The 23,916-nt window shown below is 40.3% G+C and carries 18 protein-coding genes and 1 pseudogene; 14 read left to right on the forward strand and 5 right to left on the reverse strand.

Annotated features, from left to right (window positions below):
- Nucleotides 1-2 precede the first annotated feature (2 nt).
- The 9 genes from NF867_RS14430 (at nt 3) to NF867_RS14470 (ending at nt 14,378) form a co-directional block, all read left to right on the forward strand.
- Nucleotides 3-5,231, forward strand: a complete 5,229-nt coding sequence (locus NF867_RS14430) for an MBG domain-containing protein (RefSeq protein WP_252588917.1) — start codon at nt 3-5, stop codon at nt 5,229-5,231.
- Between the two features lie 25 nt (nt 5,232-5,256).
- Nucleotides 5,257-6,156, forward strand: coding sequence for a PorP/SprF family type IX secretion system membrane protein (locus NF867_RS14435; RefSeq protein WP_252588919.1), 900 nt, complete (start codon nt 5,257-5,259; stop codon nt 6,154-6,156).
- 67 nt (nt 6,157-6,223) lie between these two features.
- Nucleotides 6,224-7,324 (forward strand): TlpA disulfide reductase family protein, encoded by a 1,101-nt coding sequence (locus tag NF867_RS14440; RefSeq protein ID WP_252588922.1) that lies wholly within the window; start codon nt 6,224-6,226, stop codon nt 7,322-7,324.
- 21 nt (nt 7,325-7,345) lie between these two features.
- The gene (locus NF867_RS14445) at nt 7,346-8,452 is read left to right on the forward strand and encodes a TlpA disulfide reductase family protein (protein ID WP_252588925.1); all 1,107 of its coding nucleotides are present in this window, start codon (nt 7,346-7,348) and stop codon (nt 8,450-8,452) included.
- 229 nt (nt 8,453-8,681) lie between these two features.
- Nucleotides 8,682-9,284 (forward strand): hypothetical protein, encoded by a 603-nt coding sequence (locus NF867_RS14450; protein ID WP_252588927.1) that lies wholly within the window; start codon nt 8,682-8,684, stop codon nt 9,282-9,284.
- Between the two features lie 75 nt (nt 9,285-9,359).
- The gene (locus NF867_RS14455; protein WP_252588929.1) at nt 9,360-11,543 is read left to right on the forward strand and encodes a TonB-dependent receptor; all 2,184 of its coding nucleotides are present in this window, start codon (nt 9,360-9,362) and stop codon (nt 11,541-11,543) included.
- 119 nt (nt 11,544-11,662) lie between these two features.
- Nucleotides 11,663-12,529 carry a heme/hemin ABC transporter substrate-binding protein gene (locus NF867_RS14460; RefSeq protein ID WP_252588931.1) on the forward strand — a complete coding sequence of 289 codons (867 nt, stop codon included), beginning with the start codon at nt 11,663-11,665 and terminating at the stop codon, nt 12,527-12,529.
- A gap of 18 nt (nt 12,530-12,547) precedes the next feature.
- Nucleotides 12,548-13,609 carry a FecCD family ABC transporter permease gene (locus NF867_RS14465; protein WP_252588933.1) on the forward strand — a complete coding sequence of 354 codons (1,062 nt, stop codon included), beginning with the start codon at nt 12,548-12,550 and terminating at the stop codon, nt 13,607-13,609.
- Nucleotides 13,602-14,378 (forward strand): heme ABC transporter ATP-binding protein, encoded by a 777-nt coding sequence (locus NF867_RS14470; protein ID WP_252588935.1) that lies wholly within the window; start codon nt 13,602-13,604, stop codon nt 14,376-14,378. Before NF867_RS14465 ends, NF867_RS14470 begins: the two co-directional genes overlap by 8 nt.
- A gap of 253 nt (nt 14,379-14,631) precedes the next feature.
- Here NF867_RS14470 and NF867_RS14475 read toward each other — a convergent pair whose 3' ends face one another.
- The 5 genes from NF867_RS14475 to aceB all read right to left on the reverse strand — a co-directional run bounded on the left by NF867_RS14475 (nt 14,632) and on the right by aceB (nt 19,986).
- On the reverse strand, nt 14,632-14,910 hold the full coding sequence (locus NF867_RS14475; RefSeq protein WP_252588936.1) for a hypothetical protein: 279 nt from the start codon (nt 14,908-14,910) through the stop codon (nt 14,632-14,634).
- A 331-nt stretch (nt 14,911-15,241) separates the two neighbouring features.
- On the reverse strand, nt 15,242-15,871 hold the full coding sequence (locus NF867_RS14480; RefSeq protein ID WP_252588938.1) for a hypothetical protein: 630 nt from the start codon (nt 15,869-15,871) through the stop codon (nt 15,242-15,244).
- A 151-nt stretch (nt 15,872-16,022) separates the two neighbouring features.
- The gene (locus NF867_RS14485; protein ID WP_252588941.1) at nt 16,023-16,697 is read right to left on the reverse strand and encodes a hypothetical protein; all 675 of its coding nucleotides are present in this window, start codon (nt 16,695-16,697) and stop codon (nt 16,023-16,025) included.
- Nucleotides 16,698-17,003: 306 nt separating this feature from the next.
- A complete protein-coding gene (gene aceA, locus NF867_RS14490; RefSeq protein WP_252588944.1) occupies nt 17,004-18,287 on the reverse strand; it encodes an isocitrate lyase in 1,284 nt (427 codons plus the stop codon).
- An 85-nt stretch (nt 18,288-18,372) separates the two neighbouring features.
- Nucleotides 18,373-19,986 (reverse strand): malate synthase A, encoded by a 1,614-nt coding sequence (aceB, locus tag NF867_RS14495; RefSeq protein WP_252588946.1) that lies wholly within the window; start codon nt 19,984-19,986, stop codon nt 18,373-18,375.
- A gap of 143 nt (nt 19,987-20,129) precedes the next feature.
- Between aceB and NF867_RS14500 the strand changes: the two genes are divergently transcribed.
- The 5 genes and pseudogenes from NF867_RS14500 to NF867_RS14520 all read left to right on the forward strand — a co-directional run bounded on the left by NF867_RS14500 (nt 20,130) and on the right by NF867_RS14520 (nt 23,761).
- Nucleotides 20,130-21,596 (forward strand): helix-turn-helix domain-containing protein, encoded by a 1,467-nt coding sequence (locus NF867_RS14500; RefSeq protein ID WP_252588948.1) that lies wholly within the window; start codon nt 20,130-20,132, stop codon nt 21,594-21,596.
- 2 nt (nt 21,597-21,598) lie between these two features.
- Nucleotides 21,599-22,312, forward strand: coding sequence for a pyridoxine 5'-phosphate synthase (locus NF867_RS14505; protein WP_252588950.1), 714 nt, complete (start codon nt 21,599-21,601; stop codon nt 22,310-22,312).
- Nucleotides 22,313-22,502: 190 nt separating this feature from the next.
- Nucleotides 22,503-22,715: a hypothetical protein gene (locus tag NF867_RS14510; protein ID WP_252588952.1), complete on the forward strand. Its 213-nt coding sequence runs from the start codon at nt 22,503-22,505 to the stop codon at nt 22,713-22,715.
- Nucleotides 22,705-23,124, forward strand: a pseudogene (locus NF867_RS14515) (putative toxin-antitoxin system toxin component, PIN family). Before NF867_RS14510 ends, NF867_RS14515 begins: the two are co-directional and overlap by 11 nt.
- Complete coding sequence (locus NF867_RS14520; protein ID WP_252588954.1) at nt 23,117-23,761, forward strand: chromophore lyase CpcT/CpeT; 645 nt, start codon at nt 23,117-23,119, stop codon at nt 23,759-23,761. The pseudogene NF867_RS14515 and the gene NF867_RS14520 overlap by 8 nt, the downstream one beginning before the upstream one ends.
- Nucleotides 23,762-23,916: the final 155 nt, after the last annotated feature.

The following is a 23,916-nucleotide window of genomic DNA, read 5'->3' on the forward strand; positions in this document are numbered from 1 at the left end:
AAATGAAAAAAATATACTTTTTCTGCATTCTATTGCTCTCCATATTCCTCGCCTTTTCCGCGAAGACCTATGCACAAAACTATACATGGAGAAATGTAGGGCCCCAAGCTTTTCCTATTGATGCAGCCCAAGCGATTGCCGGGCAGGGGAGGGTGACCCATTTCAAATTCGATCCAGTAAATCACAACCGGATATATGCCATCTGTGGTCTTTCGGCCTGGGTAAGTGACAATAAAGGCGATAATTGGAAAACTTTGGGTACGGACAAAATGCCCTATCTCTTGACCAGTTCCTCTATTTGTATCGATTATACTGATAATAACGTACTGTATTTGGGTACAGGTGAACCGTGTTACTATGGGGGCGGAAATGGTGTGTGGAAATCGACCGATGGCGGCGCTACTTTTCAGCCTTCTAATACAGGTATGACTGGTGGATGTGTCAGGGAGATTTTAATGGATCCTACCGACCATAACACGCTTGTTGCCGCTACAATGGATGGTATTTTCCGTACAACTGATGCCGGTGCCACTTGGACCAAAATTGTTAATGATAAGTTTGTCGATATGCGCTTCGCGCCGGAGCCGGGTTCAACAACGCTTTATGCGGTAACCTATAACAACGGTATCTTTTACAAATCGACCGACATGGGCCTAAACTGGACCTCTCAGACTATTAATACACTACCAAATACTAATAATACCGCAAGGGTAGCCGTAAGTGATGCCGATCCAAATGTGGTATATGTGTCTTATTTCGGTAGCAATAACGGTGCTATAAACATACCTTCAGCATCAAACTATGGAGGTGTTATCTACAAATCAACTGACCGAGGGGCAACGTTTACGCTGAAAAAAGGGGATAATCAGCCTAACCTGGTTGGATATGCCAGAAACGCGGCCGGTCAGGGGACTTACAATTTCGACTTGGTAGCCGATCCGAACAATGCAAACACGCTGTACGTGTGTGCGCACGTTATCTGGAAAAGTACTGATGGAGGAGTGAATTGGGCTCAAAGCTATCAAACCACCTGGCAAAAAACCATTCATACTGACATGCACTGGTTAAGGTTTAACCCTTATAATTCCTCAGAGATGTACTGTGCTACTGATGGCGGTTTCTATTTGAGTAAAGATAATGCCGTAACCTGGACACCAAAAACCCAAGGTATGGCTAACACTCAGTTTGCCAGCATAGCCAATAGCCCAATAAGTAAGCATTTAATTGCTGGCGGTACTCAGGATAATGGAGAGCTATTTTATTATAATGGTGTGTGGACGAGTAGCTATCCTGGTGATCAAAACTCTGTTTACTATCACGATAACTTTTCTGACTTTGTCTATTTAGCCGCCCCCGGAACCGTCTCCGCCCCTGTCAACGCAGCTAAGAGGGATTATAAGCGTTGGCCTAACTCAAATTTCGTATGGGACATCGGTATTGATCCTAATACTATGGCTCCTACTCGAACAAATTCTGACATATTGGCATTTTCTAAATTTAAACCAAATCAGGCTTTTTGGTCATTTAGAGAAGTGTGGCGTTCAAACAACATTGATGCTGGGCCTACCCCTAACAACACTAGCCTTCCCAAGCCAACCTGGACCAAAATTTACACCAAAGTACCAAACACATTGGCAATGGCCCAATCACCGGCAGATAGTAATGCGCTGTTTGTACTGGGTCAGGATAAGAAGATTTACCGTAGTTATAATGTCAATGCAGCATCACCATCTTTTTCGGCAGGTGTGAGCGCTCCTCAGCCTTCAGGGAATGCCAGTACCGGCGCATTGGCGGTATTTAAAAACGGTGTAATGTACATGGCGAGTAATGGTTATGCGTATAGAACAACTGACGATGGCACTACCTGGACAGCGATAGGTTCAGGCCCTGTTACCACCCGTCTGAATTCTGAAAACATAGAGAATATGGTGGCAGATACCACCCGCCAGGATATTGAAGCGATATATGCTCAAACCGGAAGAGCCGTTTATTATAAAGATAATACAATGACCGATTGGGCCCTTTATTCAGATGGTTTACCAAGTTTGGTGGCTTTAAAAGGTTTTGATATTTTCTATGATAAGGACAATAAAGAGAATAGCTTATTAAGACTGGGCACTTATGGCCGTGGGGCCTGGGAATGCTTCCTGGTTAATAGTACTCCTGATCAAACAAATACTCCACCCGTTGTTAACATCTCGTCAATGGTAGATGGGGAAAGCTTGTATGCAAATCAGTCAATAAAACTTACGTCGAAAGCAACTGATTTAGATGGCCACATTGTTAACGTTGAATATTTTTATAATGGAAAATCAATTGGTAAGGCATCCCAACTTCCATATGCGGTACCATTTACCGTTCCAAATTTAAGCGGTGAACAGCTGACCATTACGGCGGTAGCTACAGATGATAAAGGCCTGCAAGGTGTTTCTGCTCCGGTTAAGGTTACTTTAACAGAGCCGCTATGCGGAAGCTCTTCATTTATTGCACCACAATCAAAATTAAAAGTACATTCTTTTGATAATGAGCTCTTTTTTAGTGGTATACATACAGCACCTAGGGTTATAGATAATAATAAAACCTTGGCTTGGAATACAAATTATCCAATTGTACCAACGCAGCCAGGTCCTTATCCTCCTTTTCCGCATTGGATTGCACTTGATCTGGGAGCAGACTATTCAGTAAATCAATTTATGGCCACTTGGGCTGCTGCTGGAGACGGAAGGGTTAAGGATTACGAGTTTTATGTTTCCATGGATCCCAACGATTGGGGCGAACCGGTAGCCAAAGGGTCATTTGAAAACACTGCTGATGATAAGCTGGTTACTTTTGCCGATAAAAAAGGAAGATACGTTAAGTTTGTAGGACTTTCAGGTCACACTGCTGTGCCACAAATAGCACTTGGTGAGCTTTATGTAGGGGGGTGCCCTTATAACGAGCCTCCTGTTGTATCCATTTCTTCTCCATCAGATAATCAGAAATTCGGTCAGAGTACAGGTGCTACAATAGAAGCTTCGGCTACTGATGCGAATGGTTCGGTTGCTAAAGTAGAATGGTTCGAAGGAACAACTATACTTGGCGAATCATTAACATCGCCATACACCTATACGTTTAACAGCACTGTACCAGGGACATATAAATTAAGAGCGGTTGCTACAGATAATTTAGGTGCAAAAGCAGCTGCATATATCAACGTAACTATTTTTGATGATATCCTTCCGGTTATTAACACAGTAGCAGGTGCATTAGACGCTACACTGCAATGTAGCGATGCAACAGGCTTAACCGCAGCTTCGGCCATGGTTCCTGTGGCTACAGATAACGTTACAGTAAATCCGGAACTTCATTTAGTGAGTGATAACACTGTTAGGGCTAATGATGTTGAATTTGTTCGTACCCGCGTATGGAATTTCACTGACGAAGCAGGCAATGTTTCGGATAACTATACACAGGTTATTAAAGTAATTGATGATACTTTCCCCGTGTTAACAGGAACTCAACAAGTTCACCATAATTTCTCTGGCTTAGGAACTTACACCGTGCCAGCTATTACTTCAACTGATAACTGCGGTATTAAAACATTAACCTATGAGATAACTGGTGCCACCACCAGAAGTGGTTCAGGGTTAAATGCCAGCGGTAATTTCAATGAGGGAGAATCAACCATTATTTGGACCGCTGTAGATAATGCAGGTAACGAAAGCACTTTTCAAACTGATATTTCGATCGGTAGTAAACCTGGTCAAACTATTAATTTCGCTGCCTTAACTGCAAAAACATATGGAGATCTAAGTTTTGATTTAACAGGAACTTCCACCGCGGACTTGAGCTTGACCTATTCATCAAGCGACGCTTCTATTGCTTCTATCAATAACAATACGGTAACTATCCATAAAGCAGGAACTGTTACCATTACAGCCAGTCAGGACGGAGATGCATACTATAAAGCGGCAACTCCTGTATCGCGCACCTTAACAGTAGGCAAAGCCAACTTAACGGTAAGTGCAGATAATATGTCAAAAACTTATGGCGATGTTAATCCGGACTTAACAGTATCATACAGCGGTTTTGTAAACGGCGATAATGTTTCAAACTTAGCAAGTGCTGCAACAGCTTCGACCAGTGCAATAGCTACAAGTGCTGCAGGCAACTATGTGATCACAGCCAGTGGAGCTGCTTCTTCCAACTATACTTTTGTATATCAGAACGGTACTTTAACGGTAAATAAAGCGAACTTAACAGTAATTGCGGATAATAAGTCAAAAACTTATGGTGCAGCCAATCCAGCTTTAACGATATCGTACAGCGGTTTTGTGAACGGTGAAAATGTTTCAAGCTTAACAAGTGCTGCAACAGTTTCTACCAACGCAACAGCAGCAAGTGGTGCAGGCACCTATCCGATTACAGTTAACGGAGCCGCTTCTTCAAACTATATGTTGATATATCAGAACGGTACCTTAACAATCGATAAGGCGGTATTAACGGTAAATGCTAATAATCAGCAGATGTGCCAAGGTAATAGTTTACCAGCCCTTACCATCAGCTATAGCGGTTTCGTGAATGGTGAAAATCCGGCTAATTTGCAAACAGCGCCAAGTATAAACACTACTGCTAATGCAACGTCCGCAGCAGGAACTTATTCCTTAACGCCGGCGGGTGGAGTTTCCAATAATTACATCTTTAATTATGTAAACGGAAGTTTAACTATCAATGACAATCCTCAGCTAAGCATCAGCAGCAACAGGTTACAAAGAATTTATAAAGGAGATATCGTGGAGTTGAAGGCAGAAGGTTCGGCTACGAAATATGAGTGGGATGAAGCTGCCGGAATACTATCAGGTAGAAACTCGGCGGTTTTGACTGTTCGCCCTATGCAAACTACAACCTTTATGGTTAGAGCATATAATGCCTCAGGCTGTTATGTAGAGCAACTTTATACAATTGAAGTGCTGGATGGGTTCAAAAAAGAGGATGTATCCAATGTTTTAACGCCAAACGACGACGGCAAAAATGATAAATGGATGGTGCGCAATATTGAGTTGTATCCGAATAACATGGTGAAAATCATAGATAAGACAGGACGACTCATTTACACTAAAAAAGGTTATCTGAACGAGTGGGATGGTACTTTTAATGGGTCAAGATTGCAGGAAGGTACCTATTATTATGTTATTGATTTAGGTAACGGAATGGAGCCAGTAAAAGGCTTTATCTCTATCGTGCGCAACTAATTGAATATTAAAAAAGCCAGAATCAATGAAAAGAATTCATAAAAAGTGTATTTATAGCCTAATGATAATTGTATTGTCATTAGGCACCATCCTGCCGACAATGGCGCAAATGAGCTCGATGCCGGGTCAGTATTTTTTCAACCAGTATCAGGCTAATGCAGCCCTTGCCGGTGCTGATTCCAGCCTAAGTATGGCCATGTCATACAGCAAACAAAACACAGGCTTACCCGGAGCTCCCGTTAACGCATTTATCAGTGTCGATGGCTTTTTGGGAAAACGTGTTGGTTTGGGTTTAAACATTTTGAATCAGAAAGCCGGTTTGTTTAATCAAACCCGAGTTGCCCTGTCTTATGCCTATCACTTGCCGGTGGCCGAGGGGAAACGTCTGAGTTTTGGACTTTCTGCAGCGGTAGGTAATGGGAACATTTATTTAGATGAGGCAATCGGCGATCAGGATGATGGATCGCTAACCGACTATAATGCAAGGAGTATCTATTGGGATTTTGACTTCGGATTAGCTTATGTCGCCAATGGATTGACTGTACAGGCCGTTGTTCCTTCCTTTCGAAATCACCTCATAAAGGATAGTTATCAAACCGCCGACCGACCGTCTTTTTTCAGCTCGGCATCCTATAAATTTAATTTGGGCGAACAGGTTAACAGTATCGAGCCCAAGTTATGTTATACACAATTCAAAGATTATCCTAACGTTTGGGACTTCGGGTTCGATATGAGATTTGCAAAGACGGTGAATTTACAGGCCCTTTACCACACTACAAACAACTATTCCCTAGGTATGGGGGTTGATGTTTTATCAAGATTTAAGGTATTGGCCATGTATACTTCACAAGCCGGTGAACTCAAAAAGTATAGTGATGGAGGTTTGTCCCTTAATTTGAGAGTTAAGTTATATAAAGCCAACTAAAAATAACCTTTACCGGAAGGCTTGCAAACCAGCAGGCCCTCCGGTAATTCAATTATATCAAAATCTAATGAAAGTAAAATTACTGGTGCTTTCGGCCTTATTAATGTCTGGCGGAACCCTTTCTGCCCAGAATAGAAATTTTGTGCTGAACGGGAAAATTAAAGAATTAAAGGATGGGGAGAAAGTGATATTGCTTTACCGCAATTATAAAGAAGTCGATACCATTAGTACCGCTGTAGTTAATAATGGCAGTTTTACTTTAATGGGATCACTTGCAAGTCCAACTTACCTGAAGTTGAACGTGCCTGGGAAAGAAGAGATTCCTTTATTTATAGAAAATACCTCGATGACCATAGCCGGCGAGTCTCTGATGTTGGCCAAAATCGAGGGCTCAAAATCAAATGCTGAATTTGAATTATTCCAGAAATCTATGCAAGCAATTCTACTAGAAATGCGCAAAATTGGGGACTCAGCACGATTGGCTTATGAGCAGAAGGATCAGGTTAAAGTGGATAAAATACTAGCCAATCTTGACGCCTTGGAAGTCAAAAGAGTTCAGTTGGCGCGTACTTTTGCTACTGCAAATCCAAACTCTTTTGTTTCTCCTGTGGTTATTTTAACTACAGATAAATATGATTTGGACCCTGCGGTTTATCAGCCTATTTATGAAAAGTTTTCACCCGCAGTGAAAGCCGGTATTGCCGCCCAAACGATAAAAAGTCGTTTAGATGCCGCGTTAACAATCAATGTTGGAGATAAAGCCCCTGCTTTAGCCGCTAAAACTCCGGATGGAAATGATCTTTCGCTAGCCGAGGTATTAAAAAAAGGAGAGCTAACCCTGGTGGATTTTTGGGCCTCTTGGTGCGGGCCTTGTCGCAGGGAAGGTGCTGAAATCCTAAAACTCTATAATCAATATCATGAGAAGGGCTTTAATGTATTAGGTGTTTCATTAGATACCAATGCAGACGCATGGAAAAAAGCCATCGCAGAGGACAAAACAAACTGGAATCATATCGCTGAACTTAACAATACAAAACTTAAAGCTGCTTTTGGTATCATTAAAATTCCAGCCATCTTTTTGCTGGATAAAGATGGAAAAGTAATCGCCAAGGATCCAAAAGTTGAAGAGTTGGCACAGATTCTTGCTCAAAAATTAAATGTGAATTAGGTAAAAATTGACCTGGATAAGATGAAAAAGCGATTATTAACAATAGCAGCCTTGTTAATTGGGGGAGGGGTTTATGCTCAAACAAATCCAAGTTTTGTGCTAACAGCCAAGGTTAAAAATTTGAAAGAAGGTTCAAGGGTTATTTTATTGAATTACAAACTTTCAAAGGGAGAAAAAAGTGACACATTAGGCTCAGCAATTGTTCATGATGGTAAATTTCAGTTGAAAGGATCTGTTTCAGGTCCTACGTATGCTAACTTGCTTATTAACGGAAATTTGCCTTATCAACTATTTGTTGAAAATTCAAAAATGGAGCTCGTTGGCGACTCTGTTAAATCTGCAAATGTTGTCGGCTCAAAATCTCAAACCGATTATATTGCTTTTAAAAAAATGGTGGCGCCAATAGAAGAAGAAATTCTTGCTATGTCAAAACCATTGGCAAAGAAACAAACAAATGAAGAGCGTGAGCAATTCATTAAAAAAGCAGAGGCATTAGCCGCTAATCGGGTAGAAAAGGCTTGCTCCTTTGCAACTCAGCATCCTAATTCATTTGTTTCGCCGGTTGTTCTTTTAACCACTGCACAATATAAACTTGATTTTCCGGTGGATGCTTACCTTCCGATCTATAACAAGCTCTCTGATGCGGTAAAACGTAGTTATGCAGGTAAATTGCTTAAGTATCGCCTTGATAATGCAAAGATGGTTAGGGAAGGAGATATGGCTCCAGAAATATCCGCAAAAACACCAGATGGTAAGGATCTTTCTTTAGCAGAAGTATTAAATGAAGGTAAGCTGACTTTAATAGACTTTTGGGCATCATGGTGCGGGCCTTGTCGGGCATATGGAGCTGAGGTTAGGGAATTATACGCTAAGTACAATTCAAAGGGCTTTAATGTTTTAGGAGTTTCAGTTGATACGAACTTAGAGCAATGGAAAAAAGCGATCGCTGAAGATAGAACGGAGTGGCATCATGTTTCAGATGCAAATTTAAAGATTAAAAAGGTTTATGGCATCCTTGCCGTCCCTGCCACTTTTTTAGTGGATGCTAAGGGTAAAGTAATTGCCAAGAATCCTAAAGTTGAAGAATTGGCCCAAATTCTTGCCAAAGAGTTGGGTGAGAAACTTTAAAGTAAACCAAAAAAAGGGTAGGATAATCCATATAAATGTGCAAATAATCTATTGTTATTGTCGTTTGATAAAGGCAATTTTCGGAACCAAATCAACAAAAACAATAGTCCATAATATTCCGGGAAACGTAAAAAATAGTGTAAGGGTGATGAAAATTCAGGAGGATGTAACTCTATTGTAAACAAGTTTATTGTCAGGAGGGAGGGTGTTATTAAACGACCATTTCCCAGTGACAACTATTGATCTAAAAACGCCTCAAATTAAATCAATAACCAATAACCAAACCGTTTTGCTTTTAAAAGCCTCTAAAAAAATAACAGTGATCCTATTGTTATTCATTCTGTTTTTTCAGTTTGAAGGGGCTGGTCTATTGTTTCTTATAAGGCATCAGCAAATCAAGAATGAAGTCAATGAGCAAATTTCATCAGGATCAATAAAGGAAACAGTAACGCTTAAGCTCTCCAACCAGCAAGCACAAAATGATCTTCAATGGAAAGAAGAAGATGAGTTTAGCTATTTAGGAAAGAGTTACGATGTAATTAAGCAGGAACAGCGCGGTGATTCTATAGTGATTAACTGTATTCTTGATACTAAGGATACAGAGGCTTATGCATTGCATGAGAAAATTCAAGAGCAAAAGGCTTTAGATAAGGAGAAAAACCAAAAGCAAAAAGTAGAACACCTTGTTGCAAGTGTTTATTTGAAAAACGATTGCTTCTATCAGTTTTATGAAGGTATTTCAACTCCATCCTCCATTGTAGTAGAGAGTGATATTTTAGATAGGGCTATTCATCCGCCCAGCCCTCCACCTTGGCTTTATTTTTCATCTTAAACATTCGTCCAAATTATCAATGCTTATGGCATTGTCTAATTTTTACATTTTTTTAAAATTGATCAATAAACCAAAATGAATAAATTTTTATTAGCATCTCTTGCACTTTTCGGAACTGTGGGTGTGCAAGCACAAAATTCAACAAATACAAAAACAACAGATTCGCTAAAAATAAAAGAAACAAGCCGTCTGTTAAACGAAGTTACTGTAACAGAAATGTCCAACAAGAACAAGTCTGCTGCAAAATTAGGAATGGCCGATATTAAGCGTGGTCAGGGTGTTTTTATGGATGATGCAATTAATACCAGCATGCCTGGCGTTTTAATGATGCGTCGTTCGGTATCAGGAGGTCAACAATTTAATATCCGTGGTTACGGAAATGGTTTAGGTCCAAGAGGTGCTAACAACAACTTTGATAGCCAGGGTCTAAAAATGTATCTAAATGGCATTCCGGTAACAGATGCAGAAGGTATTACCATAATGGATGATATCGATTTCGGATCCATTTCAAATGTTGAAGTACTAAAAGGTCCTGCCGGAAGTGCATATGGTTTTGCAATTGCCGGAGTGGTGAATATGCAAACCCAGAAAGCTGAGCTTAACAAAGTATCAATTGGGCAGAATGTAATGGTTGGCGATTTTGGCCTTCGTCGTTACACTACCAGTTTACAGGTAGGCGGTAACCATTCGTCGATATTGGTAAATTATGGAAAACAGTTATCAGATGGTTTTATGCCACATAACGAATCAACCAAAGATTTCGTTAACATAGTAGGCGATTTCCAATTGAGTGAAAAACAAAAGATCTCTTCTTATTTAGGTTATGCCAACAGCTATGACCAACGTGCAGGAGAATTAACCGTTGATCAATATAATAAGAAAGACTACTCAGGTAACCCTGCTTATATTAAAAACAATGCACATTCAGAGATTATCGGGTATCGTTTTGGTTTAGGCCATTCTTATGCTTTCAATAAATACCTGGCTAATACTACTTCCGTTTTTGGTTCTTCAAACAAAAATACCGCTAGTTCTGCTGGTGGGTGGACAGACAAGTCTCCTGTTAATGTGGGTATCCGTTCTGCATTCGACTTGAGATTTAATGTATTCGGACGTGAGTTGTCTGGAACTGCAGGAATTGAAGCACAACAGCAAACTTATGAAAGCATTGGTTACAACATGGTAGCTAATAATTTAGATCCAAATGGATATAATCTTATTGGTTCGATGAAGAGCAATATGACAGTTACAAGTAAAACCTATAATGCTTTTACCGAATGGAATCTGAAGCTGCCATTCATGTTTGATTTTTCAGCTGGGTTGAGTTTGAGCACTATGGATAATCATTTGGAAGACAGATTCTATAATGCCGCCAATAATACGGCTTCTCCTGAAACAAACAAACCATCAGCATACGGTGCCAAATATTCAAATTTGGTATCACCTCGTATCGCTTTAAACAGATCATTTGGTCAAAACTTTTCGGCTTATGCTTCTTACAGCGTAGGTTACAGAGCGCCAGTAAGCGGTAACTTGTTTATCCCATATACAGGTAAAATTAATACTGATTTAAAACCTGAGAAAGGTTCACAATATGAGATCGGAGCAAAAGGCTCATTGTTAAATAGTCGTTTAGCTTTCCAGGTAGCATTATTTAATGCTGTTTTCTCTGATAAGATGAGCTCAGTTTCGGTGGCTAATGCCGGCAATACAGCAACTTTGTATTCTTACCTTGTAAATAGCGGAAGCCAGGATAATAAAGGTGCCGAAGTAATGGTGAAATACCTTGCTTACCAATCGTCAAATGGTTTCTTCAAAACCGTTCAGCCCTTTGCTAACCTTACTTATAACGACTTTAAATACGATAACTACCAGTATCAATCTAGTTCTACAAGAGTTGTAGCTGATTATTCAGGTTTAGCAGTAGCTGGTGTTGCCCCTTTAACCTATAACTTAGGTGTTGATGCAGCAACTAAATACGGTGTTTATGCTAATGTGAATTACAATTACAGAGACGCCATGCCAATTACTTCGGATGGTGTTAATAAGACAAAATCGTTTGATTTGTTGAATGCAAAACTGGGATATCAGCGTAGTTTCTTAAAGAATTTAATGGCTGATATGTACTTAGGGGCAAATAATATCATGGGTACACAATACTACAACATGGTATTTATTAATCAAATGCCTGATGCATATATTCCAGGTCCGGATAAAATCAATTATTACGGCGGAGTTAATTTGAAATATACCTTCTAATAGTTAAAAAAGGGATTGTTTAAACTTGCACTAAATCCTGCTATTTATATAGCAGGACTTAGTGCTACATATACCCCTCATTCATCCGTAAACAAACCATTCATTTCTCATTAACTCACATGAAAAAAACAGCCTTCATTATATTGTCTTGCGTCCTGGCCTTTGGATTAGGAGCATGCCATCGTTCAGGTCATAAAGAGCAGCCACTTAATACCGATCGTATAGTTTGCGTATCAAAACAATTAACTGAAATGATTTTTGCCCTTGGCGCTCAAGATAAGTTGGTTGGCACTGACCTTTCCAGCACTTTTCCTGAAGCGGCAAAAAAACTGACCAAAGTAGGCTATCACCGCTTATTAAGTGCAGAAGGGATCATTTCTTTAAAACCCACAGTCGTTTTTCATGATGGAAACATTGCTCCAGCAGCAGCCATTGAACAGGTGAAAAATGTTGGAATTCCAATGCTTGGTTTTGGAAAGACAAAAACGATTGATGATGCCACAAAATTAATAGATTCATTAGGGTTGATCTTTCATAAAGAAACAGCAGCCAAGTTGTTGAATGAAAAACTGTTGAAAGATATGGCTCAAGCCGAGATCCAAATAAAAAATTATAAGGATAAGCCCAAAGTAGTTATTGTGCATTACGGCCAACAGATGAATAATTATATGGCCATTGGGCAAAAAAGTACAGCTACAAAAATGCTGGAATGGGCAGGCGCTGTGAATGTGGCGGAGGTTCCGGAAGGAATGAAACCTTTAAGCCCTGAGTTGATTGCCAAGGCTCAGCCCGATATTATTTTGGTTACCGATTTTGGATACGATCGACTGGGAAGCATTGAAAAGATCAAACAATTGCCAGGCATAGCCTTAACTCCTGCGGCAAAAAACAATAAGATTTTCCGTATTGAGGAATACGATTTGATTTACCTGGGGCCAAGAACCGGTGAAAATGTGTTGAAATTAGGAAAATTAGTACGTCAATAGTTTGTAAATCTGGAGTAAATGATGAAATCAACACACGGCAGAATCTATGGAGGTTTGGCGCTTTTGCTTCTGGGTGTAATACTTATTGCCTGTAGCCAGGGTGCCATCCATTTTTCGTACAGCCAGCTATGCGATTTTATTTTAGAGCAATCAGGAATTTCGAATAATCAGTGGCCGGCGCTGGATAAAGAAGTGTTTTTTCAAATACGTCTTCCCAGGGTATTGATGTGCGCGGTTGTAGGAGCGGCTCTATCGATGTCGGGAACGTTGATGCAGGCATTGTTCAGAAATCCAATTGTTGAACCAGGTTTGATTGGAACCTCGTCGGGTGCAGCCCTCGGTGCTGCATCGATATTTGTTTTGGGCAAACAGATGAAATGGGTTGCTGGAACTATTTTCGAACCTGTTTTACTGCCTGCAGCAGCTTTTGCAGGGGGCTTATTGGCAACGATTATTGTTTTTAAAGTGTCGAATACCAAGGGTCGGGTTATTGTGGCTACCATGATTTTGGCTGGTGTAGCAGTTAATGCCATCGCTGCAAGTGGAACCGGTTTTCTATCGTACATAGCACGAGATCCACAAGCCCGTTCAATTACTTTTTGGAATTTAGGCACTTTTTCAGGAGCTGATTGGTTTGGTTTAGGCTTGGTTCTAACAGCAACGATAATTTCTTTCGTACTTGCACTTCGATATGCTAAATCGCTCAACGCACTTTTGTTAGGAGAAGCCGAGGCGCTGCATTTAGGCATTAATGTGGAATCGCTGAAATGGAAAATTATCCTGATCAACACATTGATGGTGGGAGTAGCTACTGCTATGGTAGGAGTAATTGGTTTTGTTGGATTAGTAGTACCACATCTGTTGCGCATGCTCGGTGGCAGTGACAATCGTTTTTTGTTAATTGGTTCTGCTCTGCTTGGTGCTGTTTGGCTAGTACTGGCTGATCTATTAGCTCGTGTAGTGATGGCTCCCGCTGAGGTGCCAATTGGAATTATTACCGCATTGGTTGGGGCTCCTGTGTTTTTAATGATGCTTATTAATCAGGTTCGATCTGAGAAAAAAGGAGGTTTTTATGCTTAAGTTGGAGAATCTGCGTTTTTCTATCGGCGGTAATGAGATCATTAAAGGTGTTTCAGGAGAATTTGAACCGGGTAAGTTATCGATGATCATCGGTCCAAACGGATCAGGCAAATCCACCTTACTAAAAATGATGAGTGGAACGCTCACACCTACCGTGGGAACAATATGGTTGGGCGATGCAGCATTAAAAAAGCAATCGGAGAAAAAGCTGGCAAAATACAGGGCTGTACTTTCTCAACAAACAGATATGCCTTTTCCCTTAACAGTGGAAGAAGTTGTGATGATGGGCCGTTATCCGCATTTTCATTATAAACCTTCCATAAAGGATATTGAGATCTGTCGGTTGGCATTAGAAAAGCTGCAGATGAAGGGTTTTGCCAATCGAAACTATTTGACACTTTCAGGAGGGGAGCAGCAACGAGTGCATTTTGCACGTGTGTTAGCACAGATCTGGGAGCCTCACCAAAACGAGCTGCGCTATCTTTTTCTTGATGAACCAATAGCTTCGCTCGACTTGGGCTATCAGCATGAGTTTTTAAAGATCGCTAAAGAAATCGCTTTAGAGAACACCATAGTTGTGGCGATTATTCATGATTTGAATTTAGCTATGCAATACGCAGATCATTTAGTGGCCCTTAAGGCCGGAAGGAAAATAGTAGAAGGTCGGCCATCAGAGGCTTTAACGGAGAAATTGGTGTTGGATTTATATGATGTTCCCGCTCGAATTGTTTATCCTAAGGAGGTAGATTATCCAATTATTGCCATCTGATAGATAGCTCGTTTAACTTTTCTGTATCCGCATAAAAGGAAAAGAAATTCAAACTTCGGAGGATTAAAACCCTGAAGTTTGAATTTCTTTTTATGTTTGGAGCAATACCTAGGATGATTTAAATGAAAATTTTGTGACACGAGGAATATTTCCATCATTCCTAATCCTAAGGTTTAATTTGGTTTTGATTTCAAAGTCGTATATCTCTCGCGCGGACAGTAAACCTGTTTTATAAGCAGCCCTTTATTTTTTATTAAAATGAGTCTATTAGAAATATTAGGAAAGCTAATCCTAGATAAAAACTGAAACCATACAGTGTCCAACGAACAAGTTCCTTTGCTTTTCTATCGTAGCCATCAGCTTTAAATGTTCCAGAGAAAATAATCTGGATAACTCCTGGGAAAATAAAAGTCAAAACTTTCCAAAAAGTCCCAAGTGGGGTATTTGATTTTGATTCAGTTATTTCAGTTATTCTTATGTTTTCTTGGTTGGCTGTTTCGATTTGGTCATCTGATAAATTACGTAATGCCAATTCTTGTTCCGCTGCAATAATTGCCTCAGGTTGATAGTCGTCTCGCTGTTGATTTAAAATTTTTAAAAGTTCTGCTCTGTTCGTCGAGCCATTACGGCTGAAAATTGGTTTATCATATATTGATTTGCAATGTTCTTTAGGGTTGCCTATAACGTGCTGGGCTTGCCCGTTGTGTAATTTATTAATTAGGTTTTCTGTTCAAAGTTGCAGGTCGCAAGCGCTTTTGGAAAGCGATTGTGCTTGTTGCACAACTAAAGGTTCAATATTCATGGTTAAAAAACTTCCATTATCATAGTTGTGCAACAGCCACCTGTGTTAACGGTTCGTGTTTTCATCGTATTCCGCTTGTTATTCCCAATTCAATTTCAACTAATTTTAAAATCTTAACCATGTTTTTTGCTTGCCAGTATTTGTCTTGAAATTTGTCGGGTAAGTGATAACCATAAAAACGATATTGTTTTTTTGTCGCTACTTCAACATTATAGCTTATACCGTCGGTCCACCCATCTTGGAGTCCAGGAATGTTGTCCATGTTGGGAAGAGTCGTGATTTGTAAAAAGAATAATTTATTAAGAAAACTGCTCCATCCATTTTTGGGATTTAGTATTTCTATCTTTTTGGCTTTCACTATCTCGGTTAAATCTGACGCATTCCAGTCCACTGTCATTGTGTAGGAGGTTGCAGTCCAAGTATTATTTGTACGCTTAATGACAAGAAGTTTGCGAAGTGTCATTAATGAGTAGTCGTACCAAATTCTTATTTGTAGTGAGTCATAGCCACTTTGCAAGCTGTCAATTTTTAGCTGTTTTACTTTCTGCTGTGTCAATTTGTAAAAAAGGTCCTCTTCCCCATTTTTCCAAGTAGGTATTTCTTTTTTGAATTTTGTCGTATTAGTGCTTGTCTGACCTGAGCAAGGTGTCAGAAAACTCAGAAGTATAATTAAAATTGCAATGTGTCTCATTTTTAACATGACCGCTAACGTTTTGCGCTTGACGCAGGTGCGAAGAAAGTTCCGTTCCATTGTCCAGCATGACGAAAATAATTTAACCTGTTTGAAATTGCAAGTTGCACATCGCCAGCACTTGCGGCATAGCGCGTGTTGTGCGTAGTTTTTATATTATTGATCCAACAAGTCTTTGCTTAAGTCCGTCTTTTGTAAATACCCACACAAGTTCATAACCTCCAGCTCCATCGCTATTGTGTTGGTAAACAAAATAAGTCTCACCGTTTTTATAAACATTGAAAGAATTTTCGCATTCGTAAATGTCACAAAAGAATGCACTCGAAACTTGAATTATTTTCCCTTGAATAGTTAGGTTGATTTTTATTACTTCTTTACGAGGAAGTCCTCCATCTGTCCCCCAAGCGTGCCTACCATCGATAGCCGAAACCCATTGAGATTTATCCCTATCTATGATATGGTTTTGAGTTTTAAAAGGTTGAATAACATACTCAAAGTTAAAGTCAGATGCCTTATAAATCTTTAGCTTGTCGAGTGGTAGAAGTCTTGATTTATGAATGAATCCATTAACTGTTTCCGACTGAATTGAATTGAATGAGTATTTGTTTTTTAAAACATAGACTTCAACCCATTCACTTTTTTGAAAATCATCGTCTTCAGAATTATACCAAAATACTTCGTTAACAGAAATTTTATAGACTATTTCTGAATTTGCATTTGGTTTTGACCGAACATTCGTAAAGCCATCATTGTCTTGAATAATAGCAACTTGACATTGAGCCTGCAATGTCAAACACGCCAACATGAATAAGATCAGGATTCTCATTAAATTTAACTTAAGCAGATGAACGTTGATTAAAATTACGCACAACGAGTCGGTATATGCAACTCGTTGCGTTTAGTATGGGTTTAGTTGCGTCTATATTTCATTTAGCTGAACGCATTCTTTTCTTTCAATCATAACAAACAGCGGTTTCAGCCCTCCAAAATAATTATTTTAATCAATAGTCAACTTATTGAATGAAATGGGTAAAAAAAGAAATTCAAACTTCGGAGGGTTAAAACTCTGAAATCTGAATTTCTTTTTTGCTTTCATTGGAGCAATACTTGTCTGATGGCGGGTACGACGCTCCTAATGAAACTGCTCTTCTTCTGTCGATCCCTTCAAGGCGGTGGTTGAAGCTAAACCATTCATAATCGTGTTCTGCACCTCATCAAAATACCCGGTTCCAACAAATGCCTGATGTTTAACGGCCCTGAATCCATGTTTTTCTTGTAGTTCAAATTCACGCTGTTGAAGATGGGAAAAACCAAGCATTCCTTTCTCACTGTAATTCAGGGCCAGTTCAAACATAGCGGTATTAAGGGCATGAAATCCTGCAAGGGTAATGAACTGAAATTTATATCCCATATCGGCCAGTTGCTCGCGGAAAGTAAGCATGGTTTCATCGTCGAGATTCTTTTTCCAGTTAAAAGAAGGCGAACAATTATAGGCCAATAGTTTATTCGGGTATGCTGCTTTTATAGCTTGAGCAAACTCACGAGCTTGTCCAATATCAGGTTTCGAGGTTTCACACCAAACCAAATCAGCGTATGGTGCATAGGAAAGCCCTCGTGAAATGGCCTGTTCGATGCCCGCTTTTACCTTGTAGAAACCTTCAGTGGTTCGTTCGGTTGAAGTGATGAACGAATGATCGCGTTCATCGCAATCGCTGGTGAGTAGGGTAGCGGCATCAGCATCTGTGCGCGCTACCAGCAAAGTAGGAACTCCCATCACGTCGGCTGCCAAACGTGCAGCATTAAGTTTGGCAATGAACTCTCCCGTAGGAACCAATACCTTTCCACCCATATGCCCGCATTTTTTTGCTGATGCCAATTGATCTTCAAAGTGAACGCCTGCAGCTCCCGCCTCTATCATAGCTTTCATCAGTTCAAAGGCGTTCAAGTTGCCGCCAAATCCGGCTTCGGCATCAGCCACAATCGGAGCCATCCAGTGTACATCATCTCGTCCTTCCATTGTTTGTATCTGGTCGGCGCGCAATAAAGCATTGTTGATTTTCTTCACCACCTTTGGAACACTGTCGGCGGGGTACAAACTTTGGTCGGGATACATTTCACCGGCCAGGTTGGCATCGGCAGCCACCTGCCATCCGCTCAAATAAATAGCCTTTAATCCTGCCTGCACTTCCTGTATGGCCTGGTTGCCGGTAAGGGCCCCGAGTGCCGATACATAATGGTCTTCGTTCAGCAGTTTCCAAAGTCGTTCAGCGCCTAATCGAGCAAGGGAATGTTCAATGGTGACACTGCCTTTCAGCTTAATTACCTGTTCGGCAGTATAGCTCCGTTTAATGCCGGTCCAGCGGGCATGGCTCGCCCATTCCGCAGCCAGTTGCTGCGCTTTCTCAATAGTATTCATATGATTTATAGGGTGTAATAGCTTTACCTCACCCTCTGTTAATGAGGGTTGAGGCTAGCCGTTGATTGATTGGTCGCTTTTGTAATTAATCGTTTTGCTGTATGTAGTAGTAGGCCTGTAAGGTTAAGAATTCTGGAAACTGCTTGCTGAACACCAAGTCGTGGAAAAGACAGCCTGCCAGCATGTAGTTCTCCGAATGGTATCGGTCAAAGCCCACTTCTTCTTTCAGTTTTTCGCGCTCTTCGTCAATAATATCGTTTACATAATGGCGGTCGATCAGTTTCCACTGGTCTGTTATGCAGCCATGACGAACCCATTGCCACAGTTGGGCCCTCGATATTTCGGCTGTCGCCGCATCTTCCATTAGGTTGTTGATGGCGGCTGCTCCAATGCCATTTAACCAGGCAGCGATATAACGAATACCAACATTTACATTGGTGCGTACGCCTTGTTCGGTAATGGTGTTGCCGGCTGATGAAATAGCTAACAGGTCTTTGGCCGTTATGGTAATGTCATCGTGCAGAACATTTTTTTGATGAGGCTTTGTTCCCAGCATCAGGTCGAATGTTGCCCTGGTAATCGGAATCAGATCTGGGTGGGCAACCCAAGTACCGTCGAAGCCGTTTTCGGCCTCAAACTGTTTATCGTCTTTAACTTTTTCAAGAGCTATGCGGGTCACTTCACCATCTTTGCGGTTAGGAATAAAAGCAGCCATGCCCCCAATAGCATGTGCTCCCCGTTTATGACAGGTTTGTACCAGCAACTGAGTGTAGGCCCTCATGAAAGGTACACGCATGGTAACCGATGAGCGATCGGGCAATACAAACTGTTGCTGCATCCTGAATTTCTTAATGATGCTGAATATATAATCCCATCTTCCAGCGTTCAATCCTGCAATATGTTCACGCAATTCATATAAGATCTCATCCATCTCAAAAGCAGCCAAAATGGTTTCGATCAGCACGGTCGCTTTTATGGTTCCGCGAGGTATGCCCATATACTCTTGTGCAAACTCAAATACCTGGTTCCAAAGTCGAGCTTCCAAATGGTTTTCGAGTTTCGGCAGGTAGAAATATGGAGCGGTTCCTTGGCTCATTAGCTTACGGGCGTTATGGAAAAAGTAAAGCCCGAAATCGAACAATGAAGCGGATATAGGGCGGTTTTCAATTTTAAAATGAGCCTCGGTTAAATGCCAGCCCCGTGGACGAACCAATAGCACCGCTGTTTTTTCATCGAGTTTATATTGTTTGCCATCTTCCGATTCAAAATCGATTTCCCTTCTGATGGCATCTTTTAAGTTTTGTTGTCCCGATAGCACATTGTCCCAGGTAGGGGAAGTGGCATCTTCAAAATCGGCCATGAAAACATTAGCGCCTGAGTTAAGCGCATTAATGATCATTTTCTTATCTACAGGACCGGTAATTTCCACTCTACGGTTTTGAAGGTCAGCAGGAATCGGAGCGACTTTCCAGTTACCATTTCTAACGCTTGCAGTTTCAGGAAGAAAATCAGGAAGTTTTCCGGTATTAATTTCACGTTGACGTTCCATCCGACGGATCAGTAGTTCGCGACGCTCATGTTCGAAATTTTGATGAAGGAAAACTAAAAAGTCAATCGCTTCGGGAGTAAGAAGCGTAATAGAGTGGTTGTTCAGGTCTTTGCTTATTTCCACCAAGTAGCCTGTAGTAAGTTGGTCCATAATGAAAAGATTTATTGATTGATTAATCCGAATATAGTAAAAATTCTTCAATAGCGAAATTTCGCTGAAATATTTTTTTCGCTTTTTGTGCAGTTTCTCGTTTTTGCGTATTATTGATAACAGAAACAGCAAAATCAATCAATTTGATACTCAACGAAGAAACAATCCGACTCATTTTAGGGCTTAAAATTCGTAGCTCAAGAGCCGATAAAGGCATTTCGCTTACCGAATTGGCACAACAAACCGGGGTTTCGGTTTCGTATCTCAACGAAATTGAAAAGGGAAAGAAACACCCAAAACCCAGTAAGATCGCTTTGATTGCTGATGCGCTGGATGTTCCTTATGATCAGTTGGTATCATTAGAGATCGATAAAAAGCTGTTGGCGGTTGCCCGTTTGCTTAGTTCTGACTTAATGAAAGAACTTCCCTTGGAGCATTTCGGGATTGATATTTCTACTTTGGTAGATGTGTTTGCTACTGCGCCGGCAAAATTTGGGGCTTTCGTAAATACCTTAATTGAAATTGCCCGCAACCGCGATATTAGTGTGGAACAGTTTTATTTTGATGCCTTGCGCTCGTACCAGGAAATGCGTGAGAACTACTTTGGCGACTTGGAGCAGCTGGCATCAACCTTTATCGAAGAGAAAAATATTGAAGGGAACGGAACCTCGTTGATAGCTCAGCTCGAACAGGTGCTTTTAACCGACTATTCAATAAAAGTTAAATATTCACTTCAGAAAAATGAGCAGTTAAAAGAGCTACGTTCCTTATTCGACTCGAATAATAAAGAACTGCTGATAAATGATAAACTGAGTGTTGAACAAAAGGCTTTTATTTTAGCAAAGGAGATCGGTTTTCAGCTGTTGAATATCGAAAATCGTTCATATACCTCGGTGTGGGTTAAGGTGGAGTCATTTGATGTAGTGCTAAACAACTTTAGGACTTCCTATTTTGCCGGAGCAGTGCTGGTTTCCTGCGATCAGCTCATTGAAGACATGGAGGGATTCTTTGCTCATAAGAAATGGTCGGCTGAAAGTCTGGATGAGATCATGCAGAAATATACGGCCACTCCTGAAGTGTTCATGTATCGCTTAACCAGTATTCTTCCAAAATTCTTCGGACTTAACCAGCTTTTCTTTCTTAAATTTGACCGTAATAAATCGGATAAGGAAGTTCATCTATCCAAAGAACTCCATCTTTCAGGTTTGCATAATCCGCATGCCAGCTTTAGGCACGAGCATTATTGCAATCGCTGGATCTCGATATGGCTGTTAAATGATTTGGAAAAAGCACCTAAAGAGCAATGGATCTCCGGAATTCAACGTTCTTCTTATGTCGATTCAACGAATGAGTACCTGTTGTTTAGTGTTGCACGACGTACGCCGACTCAAAACAGCACCGTAAGTATTGGTTTGCTGATCAATCAGCAACTTACACAAAAGGTGAGGTTTGTAAATGATGAGAATATTCCACGACGCTTGGTTAACATTACCTGTGAACGTTGCCGGTTAACTGATTGTGAAGAGCGAAGTGCTGAAGCAAGGATTTACCTGAAACAACAACAGCAGGAACAATTAATTAATGCTATTCAAGAATTTTTAAACAGATAACAATGACAAAGCTAAGTGTCAATATTAATAAAGTAGCTACCATCAGAAATGCCAGAGGTGGTAATAACCCTGATATAATAAAAGTTGCATTAGATTGTGAACGTTTTGGTGCTGAGGGTATCACCGTTCATCCTCGTCCCGATGAACGCCATATTCGTTACCAGGATTGCATCGATCTAAAACCTTTATTAACTACCGAATTTAATATTGAAGGCCGACCAGATGAACGATTTATGGACTTGGTGCTAAAAGTAAAACCCGCCCAGGTTACCTTGGTCCCAGATGCTCCGGATGCGATCACTTCTAATGCTGGCTGGGATACCATTCGTCATCGTGCTTATTTAAAGGATATTATTGCCGAGTTTAAGTCGAACGGAATTCGTACTTCTATTTTTGTTGATCCGGTGATTGATATGGTGGATGGCGCTGCCGAAACCGGAACCGATCGCATCGAACTCTATACCGAATCGTATGCTACGGGTTATCATCAAAATAAAGAGCAAGCGATACAGCCTTATCTTGAAGCGGCTAAGTTAGCGGCAGAATTGGGTTTAGGAGTAAATGCCGGACATGATCTTGATCTGCACAATCTTAAATACCTGAAAGATAATATGCCCGAACTGATGGAAGTTTCCATCGGCCATGCATTGATCTGCGATGCACTGTACCTCGGCCTCGAAAATACTGTTCAACAATATTTGCGTCAGCTTAGATAATTTAGAGTTACGGTTTTCGAATAGGCAGGACTTTGTTAAGCAACTCGTAACCCGAAACAAGTAACTCGAAATCCGTAACACGTAACCCGTAACCCATAACCCGAGATTTATAGAATAACATAAAGTTGTAAATGATTGAAGATGTGGCTTAAGGAATGGAATAGGGCTAAAGAATATTTATATTTGAGATATGGATACAATTAAAGTAGAAATATTAAACCCGAAAGCAGTTAAACTTTTACAAGATTTGGCTGATTTAAAGCTTATTGCTATTCAGGAGAATAAAGAGCCATCTTTTATCAGCTATATTCAAAAAATCAGAAAAAAAGCGATTAATGCACCATCATTAGATGAGATTACTAAAGAGGTGGAGTATGTAAGAGCAAAGCGTTATGCTAAATAAACCCGATAGGATTATTTTAGATACCAATTTGTGGATTAGCTTTTTAATTTCTAATGAATTCTCAAAATTAGATTCGATTCTTTCCGACAAAGATTCAATTTTATTGTTCAGTGATGAATTATTAGAAGAGTTCCTGTCGGTTATAGAACGACCTAAATTAAAAAAGTAAATTTCAAGGATTGAATTAAAAAAGCTCTTGCGATTGATTGATGAGGTAGCTGAGTTTATAGAAGTAAAGTCTCACCTGACTCATTGTAGAGATCCTAAAGATGACTTTTTATTAGCTCTTGCGAAAGATGGTAATGCTTCACATTTAATAACAGGAGATAATGATTTGTTAGCTTTATCAGTTTTTGATAAAACTCAAATCATAACTATAACAGATTATCTACAACAAAAAAATGTTTAAAAGGATTTTTATAATTACCCTGTTAATACAAATTATACTGATTAGACCTATTGTTTCAGCACAAAAACTAAGCAAAGAACTTAAGCAGTTACGCGAAAACTTAAGCGGGCGGTTTTCGAACGAAGATCAGGCACGGTTTAGTATAGATACAAAACCTGAGACGTTTGTTATGAAACAGATTTGGGCCGAAAAGGAAAATGATGAATTGTGGTTTTATGCCGAGCGGTTTAGAGCTGATTCGACAAATCTGCCCCATCAACAGTTTGTTTGGCATGTGAAGCAAACCGATCAGAATCGTTATTTCATTGAGATTTTCACGCCTAAAACATCCCTTCCATTGATTACCGACTGGAAATCAAAAACACCGTTATTTGCTGGCTTAACAGATACTATGTTGGTAAAGTTAAGTTGCCCACTGTACATAGTTCGTAAAACTATGATTGAATTTACAGGAGGGACAAAGGCCAATACCTGCGTAGCCGGATTGCCTGCCAATGCGGTTTACAAGACCATCGAGCTTTATTGTAGTGAAAGCACGCTGATGCTTTGGGAGCGGGGGTACAATGCTACCGGTAAGCTGGTATATGGTTCAGACAAAGGCGGTACGGTTTTTAGAAAGCTGGAGCAGTTTAAATAAGGAGTTCTGAACGTTGTGTCACTCTGAGTGTTGCTAATTGCAAAAGCAATAATTTTTGAATGTAATGACAAGAAAGTAACTCCCGCTGATAACGCAAATAAACGCAGATTTCTCTTTAATCAGAATTTGTGTTTTTTCTGCGAGAATCAGTGTCA

Source organism: Solitalea agri (assembly GCF_023914155.1).
In the GTDB taxonomy this organism is placed as follows: domain Bacteria; phylum Bacteroidota; class Bacteroidia; order Sphingobacteriales; family Sphingobacteriaceae; genus Solitalea; species Solitalea agri.